This window comes from Limnospira sp. PMC 289.06 (assembly GCF_032350395.1).
GTDB lineage: Bacteria > Cyanobacteriota > Cyanobacteriia > Cyanobacteriales > Microcoleaceae > Limnospira > Limnospira platensis.
Genome location: NZ_JARPLC010000039.1, coordinates 31,063 through 40,972, shown reverse-complemented (window position 1 = coordinate 40,972; position 9,910 = coordinate 31,063). Strand labels below are relative to the sequence as shown.

Sequence of the window (9,910 nt, the reverse complement as noted above, 5' to 3'; positions counted from 1 at the left end):
CATGGCGATCGCTGTGCTGTGGTGCGTCAGGCGCAAATTGTCCGGTGAGGATTCAGAGAGTCCGCTTCTGACGCACCCTACGGATTATATTAATAGGTGGTGCGTCAGGCGCAAATTGTCCGGTGAGGATTCAGAGAGTCCGCTTCTGACGCACCCTACGGATTATATTAATAGGTGGTGCGTCAGGCGCAAATTCCGGTGAGGATTCAGAGAGTCCGCTTCTGACGCACCCTACGGATTATATGATTAAGCTGTGGTGCGTCAGGCGCAAATTGTCCGGTGAGGATTCAGAGAGTCCGCTTCTGACGCACCCTACCCAGTCCGCTGGCTATAGGGGCGTGGAACATAGGCTGAAAAGGGATATAGACAAAATCAGTAACAAAGAATACAATGGAGGGTGAGACCCCCCATAATAATTGACATGGAACGTAGAAATGGAACAGAAATAGAACATAAATGATCCGAAACGCTCCAATGTTCCTCTGTAATTTCTAACTGTGCCAACTAGATGCAATTAACCGGAGTATCGCGAATTGTGAATAACCAGTCCACACAATCTTTTTCATCCCAGGAGGCGGCATCAGTTAGCAATGGCTATAATTGTAGCTATAATTCTATGTATAGTGCAGCAGTTCCAGGGAGATCAGGAGATATACTATTTAATCAACTGATGGCATCAATGCCGACAGCGATCGCTATGGTCGATCGCCAAATGCGTTATGTGGCTATATCCCAGCCATGGCAAGACCACTATAGTGATAGTCAAATTTCCGAGAATTTACTGGGTGTATGCCATGATCAGCTATTTCCCAACTTATCAGATCGCTGGCATGAAAACGCGGAGGCATCCTTAGCAGGAACCTTAGACATTTGGGAATTAGAAACCTGTCTGAGCCTGAGTGATGGCAGTATAGAATGGGTGAAATGGGTTGTCAAGCCTTGGAAAACGGAAACCGGGGCGATCGCTGGTTTAATCCTGTCGTTAGAAGCCATTACAGAATCGAAACAGTTAAAAGATACCCTACAACTGACCCAATTAGCCATGGATAGGGCGGCGGATGCGGTATTGTGGATTACCCTTGATGGTAGGTTATGCTATGTTAACGACACCGCCTGTAGGCTATTAGGCTATTCCCGGGCGGAATTACTCAAACTGAAAATCTACGATATTGACCCTGACCTATCCCCAACTATCTGGTCTGTCCAGTGCGAGGATATTCGCCATAAAGGTTCGCTAACTTTTGAATCACGCCATAGTTGTCGCCATGGCATAATTTGTCCTGTGGAAGTGAATGTTAACTATTTGGAGGTTAAACCCTCAGATATTAATATTAAAGTTAATACTGCCATACAAACAGGCGATCGCCATTCTCCCACCTTACCACTACTCTGTTGGTTTGCTAGAGATATCTCCGAACGTCAAGCGGCTTCCTCAGTCATTACCGAGTCGCGCGACCAACTCGAAGCTGTTTTGAATGCGGTACCAGGGTTAGTGTCTTGGGTAAGTTCAGACCTAAGATATTTAGGGGTTAATCAACACCTAGCTAATGCTTATGGTGTACCCACCCATCAATTCATCGGTAAAGAGGTAGGTTTTCTGCAAACCAGCCCAGAATTCAATCAATTTGTCTATGCTTTTTTTGATAGCAATAACTGGACAAGTTCGCGGGAAATTATTGCTAATGTTAAGGGTGAACCACGCACCTATTTAATTGTAGCTCAAAAATATCATCGAGGCGCGGCGGCGGTATTTGTTGGGTTAGATATTACCGAACGCCGTAATATGGAAATTGCACTGCGCCTAAGTGAGGAACAGGAAACTCGCCGCCGTAGCGAGTTAGAAGCGGCTTTAGTACAGTTACAACGCACCCAAACCCAATTGGTGCAAACTGAAAAAATGTCTTCTCTGGGACAATTAGTGGCGGGAATTGCTCATGAAATTAATAATCCGGTTAATTTCATTTTTGGGAATCTGGGTCATGGATATAAGTATATTGAGGATCTACTGAGATTGGTAGATTTATATAAACAGTATTATCCAGAAACCCCGCCAGAAATTGAGGAAGAAATGGAGGAGATAGGTTATGATTTTATTAAAATAGATTTACCGAAGATGTTTGAATCTATGCAGGTGGGAGCGGAACGCATTAGGGACGTGGTGCGATCGCTGCGTGTATTTACCCGCCTAGATGAAGCCCAAATGAAGGCGGCGAATATTCATGAGGGCTTAGATAGTACCTTGCTGATTTTGCAAAATCGCCTACAGGCTAAGGGAGGGCGAGGGAGTATAAAACTGGTAAAAACCTATGGAGATTTACCGTTAATCGAGTGTTATCCCGGACAATTAAATCAGGTATTTATGAATCTGATCACCTACCATATAGATCGGCTAGAAATGGCGATGGTAGGAAGCGATCGCATAGCTCATCCTACCCTGTCAGTAACCACTACTATAGTGGAGTCGAAAGACAAAAAAGGGGTGATGATTTCCATAGCTGATAATGGTCTGAGTTTAAGCCCAGAGGACTTTCAACAGGTATTTGAACCATTACTAGCCACGCCTACCTGTGGTCAAAGAACCGCCCTAGGATTGTCTATAGCCCATCACCTAGTGCTTGAAAAGCATGGTGGTGAAATCGCTTGTGTTTCCCCACCCCAAGGCGGCTTGGAGTTCAGAATATATATACCGCTAAAGTGCAACTAGAGAACTTGGTGGGTGTAGGCGTGTTGCTTAACGTTATCTTCCGTGCTAACAATTCGTTCAGAATTAAGTAGGCGTTTGCGTTCGGTGGAAAAGTTCAATTTCTCGAAGGTAGTTCCGACTGGAATATGAGACTTAGCCACCTCACGGCGTTTGTAGGTACGCGCGGCGGCGATGGTACGTTCTCTAAAGTCGTCGCAAAGTTGAGTGTCTGGGCTGAAGGCTTGAGGAAGTGTAACAGACTCATCGGTGAGTAAGGTTCCCAGGGTCACAGCAGAGGCGATTTTATAGGAGGTAGGAATACCCTTGATAATAGCTTCTAAGGCGGCTGAGGGGATGGGTTCGGCGATAGTAACAGGTTGGACTTCCCCATCTTCTTTAATAAAGCAGTGGGCTAAACCAATGACAATGTAATCATCACCTGTCAAATCAGGAGCATCGGAAAGTGTAGTTGCAGAAGTCATAATTATTTGGGGATAAATTTAGCAACAGCTATAGAATATTTTGCCACAAAAGCGGCAAAGGACAATTCAGGTTAGCTATTCCCTAATGCTATCAGCGATTTGGTGATAACCTTGAGCGATCGCCAACTTACCCCGTAATAAGCCAATACTAGCCCCAGGACAAATCCATTGTAACGTTTCCGGCGTAAATCTATCCAATAGAACCCCCACACTGCGAAGTTGTCTCGACCAGTGAAAAGTTTTAGCAGTTCGCAGGGGGACAGGCTTACCCTTAGCATCAGGTAACAGATGGCGACCTGAAAACAATATCCCCCCATACTGGGAAGTATAAACACAGGAGGAACCGGGAGAATGTCCAGGAGTCCAAATCACCGTCATTTCAGGAGTTAGGGAAAATTCCCTTTCAAAAGATATGACCTCAGCTTCTGGTAACAGATAGGTTTCCTGTTCTTGGCACAAAATTCGACAGCCAGTGGCTTTCTGAATTTCCCTAGCCTTACCCATAGCGCCGCGATGGGTGATCACTAACCATTGTAGGCTCCCCTGTTCCTGGATAAACCTTTGCTCAGTTTCTGTCCAAGGGGGAGCATCGATCAAGATATTACCTGAATTTTCTACAATAAGGTAAGCTGTCCCACCTAGAGTATCTCGGTTTGGTGAAAATCCATAAATTGTTTCAAAAATAGGTTTCGGTGGTTTGGTTGTAGACTGCTGTTGGACCATTACGCTGTTTGGTGTTGCTATGGGCTATTTTTGAATCTCAACGAGTTATCGGTAAACTATACCAGATCCTCTTTTATGGTTTCCCTGATTCCCGGTTACGGTGTTCCCTGCGATCAAAATATCATTATGGTTTTATTACTACTAATTCTAGGACTTGTTACTTATTTAGTTTTGCGCCAAAGTGTCACCCGCATTACCAGGACTCCGGTTTGGATATTGTGGTTGGTGATGATGGCACCTGCTTTTATCTGGAGTGGCTGGGTGATAATTTATGGCAAACAGGCCCCGATTCCGGCTTTACTGGTGATTATTCCATTTATTGTCTGTCCTTGTCTATATTGGATTTTGGTGCATATTGGTCGGCAATATCCTACCCCAGAAGATGCCGGAAGTGAAACAGATTCGTCTGTGTCAGAAACTACCAAAACTCCAGAACCTGTGTCACCTATCAGCCAGAGTGAGGAGACTAAATTAAGGGCTTGTTTCCCTTGGTCTGTGTTTCCGTTGCATGATGTGGAATATCGACCCCAGGCGGTGATTTGTCGGGGTCAATTGCGATCGCAACCTGATATAGCTTATCAAACGGTACGAGAGAAAATTGAGGCAAATTTTGGCGATCGCTTTTTGGTAATATTTCAACGAGATTTATCTGATAAACCCCTATTCGCCCTAGTCCCAAATCCCCAACGTCACCCCGACGGGACTCCCAAATCTGATCAAGACCTGCTGAGTCAGCCTCTGTTAGCCTTGGCGCTCATGGTGATTACTCTGTTTACCACTACTGTCGCGGGAAGCACAATTATGGGAATATCAAATCAGGATTGGCAGGATGATCCTTCCCTATTGTTGACCGGGTTTCCCTATGCTGTCGCTTTAATGGCGATTTTGGGGGTTCATGAGTTATGCCACTATTTGACCGCTAGATACCATCAGATTCAGGTCACCCCCCCCTATTTTATTCCAGTTCCCTTTTTTCTCGGAACTGTTGGCGCTTTTATTCAAACGCGATCGCCATATCCCCACCGCCGCGCTTTATTTGATGTCAGTGTCGCTGGTCCCTGGGCTGGTTTACTGGTGACTATTCCTTTATTATTCTGGGGATTTGCTCATTCGGAAGTCGTCGATATTGTGCCTGATAAGTCGGGAATTTTGACCTTTAATGCCCTTAATCCTAGGTTTTCGATGTTTTTAACTATCTTGGCAAAACTCGCTTTAGGAGATGCTTTAAGCCGGGGTATGGCTATCAATTTACACCCGGTGGCGATCGCTGGATATATAGGCTTAGTGATTTCCGCTTTTAATTTACTTCCTATTGGTCAATTAGATGGAGGCCACATGGTCCATGCTATGTTTGGTCAGCGCCTGAGTCTGATTATTGGTCAAATTACCCGCTTTTTGATGTTATTCGTGGCTTTAATTCAGTCGGAATTTATGATTTTAGCCATCCTGCTATTCTTTTTACCCCTTAATCATGAACCAGCCCTTAATGATGTTAGTGAAGTTGATGAGATCCGAGATATAATCGGATTGATTACTTTGGCAGTTTTACTAACCATTATTTTACCTATGCCTCGCCTATTGACTCAACAACTGTTTAACTAACACCAACCACAATGATCAGTTTCTTAGTTATTAACCCCATCTCTCATGGGCTTGGTCATTGGGTTTTGGCTATATCTAACTGTTTACTATTGACTGTTGACTTTTGACACATTGTAATCACCCGATCGCATTACCTAAAATGGTGAGGGCAGATGTCAACTTATGTCTTATCATCAAGATGGATGGAAAAAATTAAGCAAACTGACAGCATCCAGAGATTTAAGCCCAATAATTCCTGGTGTTAGATGATGCCAAATTTACGGTTAGTGTGATTTAAAAACGTGGGTCAGAAACCCACAGGATTTCCTCTACTTAGATGGTTAATTCGTGAATTGCTAAGGAGTGAAAAAAGATGTTAAAACTAAGTCAATGGAAGAGTTTAATGGTCGTAGCTACCTGTGCGATCGCTTCTCCCTTATGGTTTGCTAATCAAGGGATAGCCCAGTCTGGGTCAGTGTTTAATCAAAATATTTCTGAACAATATATAGCTATGAATCACCCCATTGCAGATAGTAGCTGGAAACTCTCATTCTGGAGTCAAGCTGATAGGTTAGTTGATGTGGTTTCTGGTAGTGAAATCACCCTAGCTTTTGACCAAAATGGAGTTAGTGGTTCGGCGGGATGTAATCGTTTAATGGCAGGCTATAAAGTCCATGATAATCGCCTAGAAATTAGTGGGGTAGGTGGCACGAGAATGGCTTGCGAAGAACCCTTAATGAGCCAAGAGTTCCAATTTGTGAAAGCCTTAGAAGGTGTGCAAGAGTTTCGGGTAAATGGTGATAATTTAATCATGAATTACCAAAATGATTCAGGGTCGGGTTTTATGGTGTTTACCAAGCATGAGCAAGCCAGTTTGGACTCAATGTTAAATAAGCCGTGGCGGTTGTTATTTTGGACAAAATCTGACTCTATGATTGATGTCGTCGCCCATAGTGAAGTTACCTTGGAGTTTGCCGAAAATCGCATCTCTGGAACTGGTGGTTGTAATCGTTTAATCGGTGGTTATGAGGTGAAAGACCAGCAATTAGAAATTACCACCTTAGCCTCAACTTCCATGGCTTGTGAACCAGAGTTAATGACTCAAGAATCGCAGTTTATGCAGGCTTTAGAGGGGGTGCAAGAGTTTCGGACTAATGGTAATAATTTGGTGATGACCTTCCAAAACGCATCAGGTTCAGGTATCATGGTATTTGAGCATGATAATTGAGTAGGGATAATTGATAATTAGGCGGTTAATTTGACATCAACCGCCACCAAGAAACCTGGTTGATCCGTTAGCAATTATTTTGCTACGGTAAAGTTCTTGGCTGAGTAAGGCCTAAAAATTGGGGACGGGTTGATCAACCCTTTCCCTAGCCCTTAGTCCCCGTTTCAGCAAAATTACGGCTATCCTTACTACATTATTGCTAGAGTAGCGATAGAGTAAGGATAGGCAAAATACATAAAAGTTTACAAATCTTGGTGGTGTGATGTTCCTCCTGCACGGACCAAAAGCACACCCCAGGGTTAGGTAAGTACAATAGCTCGACGGGAAAAGCACAAAATGTTTGAATATTTTTCAGATAAAGCGATCAAGGCCGTGATGCTCTCTCAGGAAGAGGCACGACGTTTAGGACATAACTTCGTTGGGACTGAACAACTGCTACTGGGTATTATTGGGGAAGGAACCAGTATCGCCGCCAAGGTACTCTCAGACCAAAACCTAAACTTGGATAATACCCGCCGGGAGATTGAATCTATTATTGGGCGCGGTTCTGGTTTTATGCCACCAGAAATTCCGTTTACACCTCGCGCTAAGAGGGTGTTTGAGGCGGCGATGAAAGAGGCTAGGCAGTTGGGCAATAATTATATTGCGCCAGAACATATATTGCTAGGGCTGTTGCAAGATGAAGAAGGTGTAGCAGCCAAGGTTCTGGAAAACTTAGGTATTGAGCGCCGACAATTACGCACAGAACTGATTAAGAATTTAGGGGAGGAAGTCCCCGCCTCAGCCGGGGGAACCTCCCGCAGTTCGGGGCGCAAAACGGCTACCCTCGATGAGTTTTCGACTAACTTGACTCAGTTAGCAGCTCAAGGAAAGCTAGATCCTATCGTAGGACGCGATCGCGAAATAGAACGGGTGATTCAAATACTTGGTCGCCGTACTAAAAACAACCCAGTGCTAATTGGTGAACCGGGGGTTGGTAAAACAGCGATCGCAGAAGGACTGGCTCAACGTATTATTAACGGCAATGTGCCGGAACTTCTGGAAAATCGCCAAGTGGTGAGCCTGGAAATGGGAACTCTGGTGGCGGGAACCCGCTTCCGGGGAGAGTTTGAAGAACGACTCAAAAAAATTGTTCAGGAAATTAAAGCCAGTGGCAATATTATCCTATTAATTGATGAGATCCATACCCTGGTGGGAGCGGGAGCTATTGAGGGAACTATGGATGCTGCTAATATGCTTAAACCGGCTTTAGCACGGGGAGAATTGCAGTGTATCGGCGCAACGACTCTGGATGAATACCGCAAGTATATTGAGCGTGATGCTGCCTTAGAACGCCGATTTCAGCCGGTAATGGTGGGAGAACCTAGCGTTGAGGAAACTATCGAGATTCTATTTGGGTTGCGGTCGGCTTATGAACAACACCACCGCTTGACTATTTCTGATGAGGCGGTTTTGGCGGCGGCGAAACTATCTCACCGCTATATCAGCGATCGCTTTCTTCCTGATAAGGCGATCGATTTAATTGATGAAGCTGGCTCGCGAGTGAGGGTGATGCACTCTAAGTTACCCCCAGAAGTGCGAGATCTGAAAGTGGAACTGTCGGACATTGTTAAACAAAAAGATGCGGCTGTTCAAGCTCAGGATTTTGAGAAGGCTGGAGAATTGCGCGATCGTGAATTGCAATGCAAAGACCAAATTGAAGCTGCTTCTCAAGTGGAAACTAGCATCAAAACTAACTTAATTGTTACCGAAGAGGATATCGCTGATGTTCTCTCGGCTTGGACGGGAATTCCGGTCACTAAAATGACTGAATCTGAGTCCTATAAACTGATGCACATGGAAGATACCCTACATCAGCGCCTGATCGGTCAACATGAGGCTGTTAGCGCCGTTTCCCGCGCTATTCGTCGCGCCAGGGTGGGACTGAAAAACCCCAACCGACCGATCGCCAGCTTTATCTTTTCCGGTCCAACCGGGGTGGGGAAAACCGAACTAACTAAGGCTTTGGCTTATTACTTTTTTGGTTCCGTGGAAGCGATGATCCGTTTGGATATGTCGGAGTTTATGGAACGCCACACAGTTTCTAAGCTGATTGGTTCCCCTCCCGGTTTTGTTGGCTATGATGAGGGTGGACAACTGACGGAGGCGGTGCGTCGTCGTCCCTATACGGTGATTCTGTTTGACGAAATCGAAAAGGCTCACCCGGATGTCTTTAATATGCTATTGCAGATTTTGGAGGATGGACGACTTACTGATGCTAAAGGTCGCACTGTCAGTTTCAAAAATACTCTGATTATCATGACCTCGAATATCGGATCGAAGGTGATTGAAAAGGGTGGCGGCGGTCTCGGTTTTGAGTTTGAGGAATCACCGGAAGATGCTCAATATACTCGAATTCGCAATTTGGTTAATGAGGAGTTGAAACAGTATTTCCGACCGGAGTTTATTAACCGTCTTGATGAGATTATTGTCTTCCGTAAGTTGACGAAAGATGAGGTTAAACAGATTGCTGATATCCTGTTGGAGGAAGTGTTTGCTCGTTTGCGGGATAAGGAGATTGTCTTGGAAGTGAGCGATCGCTTTAAAGATCATATTGTTGAGGTGGGATATGATCCTAATTATGGCGCTCGTCCCCTCCGTCGTGCGATTATGAACCTCTTAGAAGATGTCCTGGCGGAAACTATGCTATCGGGTACACTTAAACCAGGTGATCAGGCTTTGGTAGACTTGGATGATGATGGACAGGTCAAAGTGATCACGGGTGAAGAACGTCTGCGTCGGCTTCCTGAATATGCCACCACTAACGGCTAAGTAGTTGATCTTGGGAGACGAGGAATAATCCCTCGTCTCTTATTTAGCCATGGTTTTTATAGATTTTTCGGCGTTTAAATAATGCGATCGTGATCAGATTTACAGAGGCGATCAAATTTCCACACAATCTTTGATTCCGACTTTCCTCTATCTCTTGTGATCTGGGTGTTTCCCATTCTTTCCCTAGACAATTTTACCGATTGAGCGTCCCCTAATATCCATCGGTACAATCAAATACCTCAACCCCTCTAATCCAATTAGGGCAGACATTGCTATACTAAATAATAGCATATCAACCTCAAAATAGGCAACATATTCATTCTAACTTTCCACATCTGATTTTAGCCAACCCACCCCAAGGAGGCGACATGGTTACAGAGATTAAAACCACTCCCAAAACCC

General features: G+C 44.7%; 6 protein-coding genes. 4 read left to right on the top strand and 2 right to left on the bottom strand.

The genetic code is table 11. The annotated features are described in order from the left end of the window. Positions 1-535: 535 nt before the first annotated feature. Positions 536-2,704: a PAS domain S-box protein gene (locus P5674_RS10665; protein ID WP_231852137.1), complete on the top strand. Its 2,169-nt coding sequence runs from the start codon at positions 536-538 to the stop codon at positions 2,702-2,704. On the opposite strand, the gene P5674_RS10660 is transcribed toward P5674_RS10665, so the two are convergent. Together P5674_RS10660 and P5674_RS10655 are read right to left on the bottom strand one after the other, a co-directional pair. Then, positions 2,701-3,165 carry a hypothetical protein gene (locus tag P5674_RS10660; RefSeq protein WP_006617322.1) on the bottom strand — a complete coding sequence of 155 codons (465 nt, stop codon included), beginning with the start codon at positions 3,163-3,165 and terminating at the stop codon, positions 2,701-2,703. The two genes, P5674_RS10665 and P5674_RS10660, sit on opposite strands and share 4 nt — an antisense overlap. Before the next feature lie 75 nt (positions 3,166-3,240). After that, positions 3,241-3,888: an MBL fold metallo-hydrolase gene (locus P5674_RS10655; RefSeq protein ID WP_006617323.1), complete on the bottom strand. Its 648-nt coding sequence runs from the start codon at positions 3,886-3,888 to the stop codon at positions 3,241-3,243. 75 nt (positions 3,889-3,963) lie between these two features. Between P5674_RS10655 and P5674_RS10650 the strand changes: the two genes are divergently transcribed. From P5674_RS10650 to P5674_RS10640, 3 genes are all read left to right on the top strand, one after another. Beyond that, the gene (locus P5674_RS10650) at positions 3,964-5,490 is read left to right on the top strand and encodes a site-2 protease family protein (protein ID WP_006617324.1); all 1,527 of its coding nucleotides are present in this window, start codon (positions 3,964-3,966) and stop codon (positions 5,488-5,490) included. A 352-nt stretch (positions 5,491-5,842) separates the two neighbouring features. Beyond that, on the top strand, positions 5,843-6,697 hold the full coding sequence (locus P5674_RS10645; protein ID WP_006617325.1) for an META domain-containing protein: 855 nt from the start codon (positions 5,843-5,845) through the stop codon (positions 6,695-6,697). Positions 6,698-7,033: 336 nt separating this feature from the next. Then, positions 7,034-9,508, top strand: coding sequence for an ATP-dependent Clp protease ATP-binding subunit (locus P5674_RS10640; RefSeq protein WP_006617326.1), 2,475 nt, complete (start codon positions 7,034-7,036; stop codon positions 9,506-9,508). The last annotated feature ends 402 nt before the right edge of the window (positions 9,509-9,910 follow it).

What these genes read in the sequence shown, in the direction of transcription:
- P5674_RS10660 (WP_006617322.1), bottom strand. Translation starts at nt 3,165, where the DNA reads ATGACTTCTGCAACTACACTTTCCGATGCTCCTGATTTGACAGGTGAT.
- P5674_RS10650 (WP_006617324.1), top strand. Translation starts at nt 3,964, where the DNA reads ATGGTTTCCCTGATTCCCGGTTACGGTGTTCCCTGCGATCAAAATATC.
- P5674_RS10645 (WP_006617325.1), top strand. Translation starts at nt 5,843, where the DNA reads ATGTTAAAACTAAGTCAATGGAAGAGTTTAATGGTCGTAGCTACCTGT.
- P5674_RS10640 (WP_006617326.1), top strand. Translation starts at nt 7,034, where the DNA reads ATGTTTGAATATTTTTCAGATAAAGCGATCAAGGCCGTGATGCTCTCT.
- P5674_RS10655 (WP_006617323.1), bottom strand. Translation starts at nt 3,888, where the DNA reads ATGGTCCAACAGCAGTCTACAACCAAACCACCGAAACCTATTTTTGAA.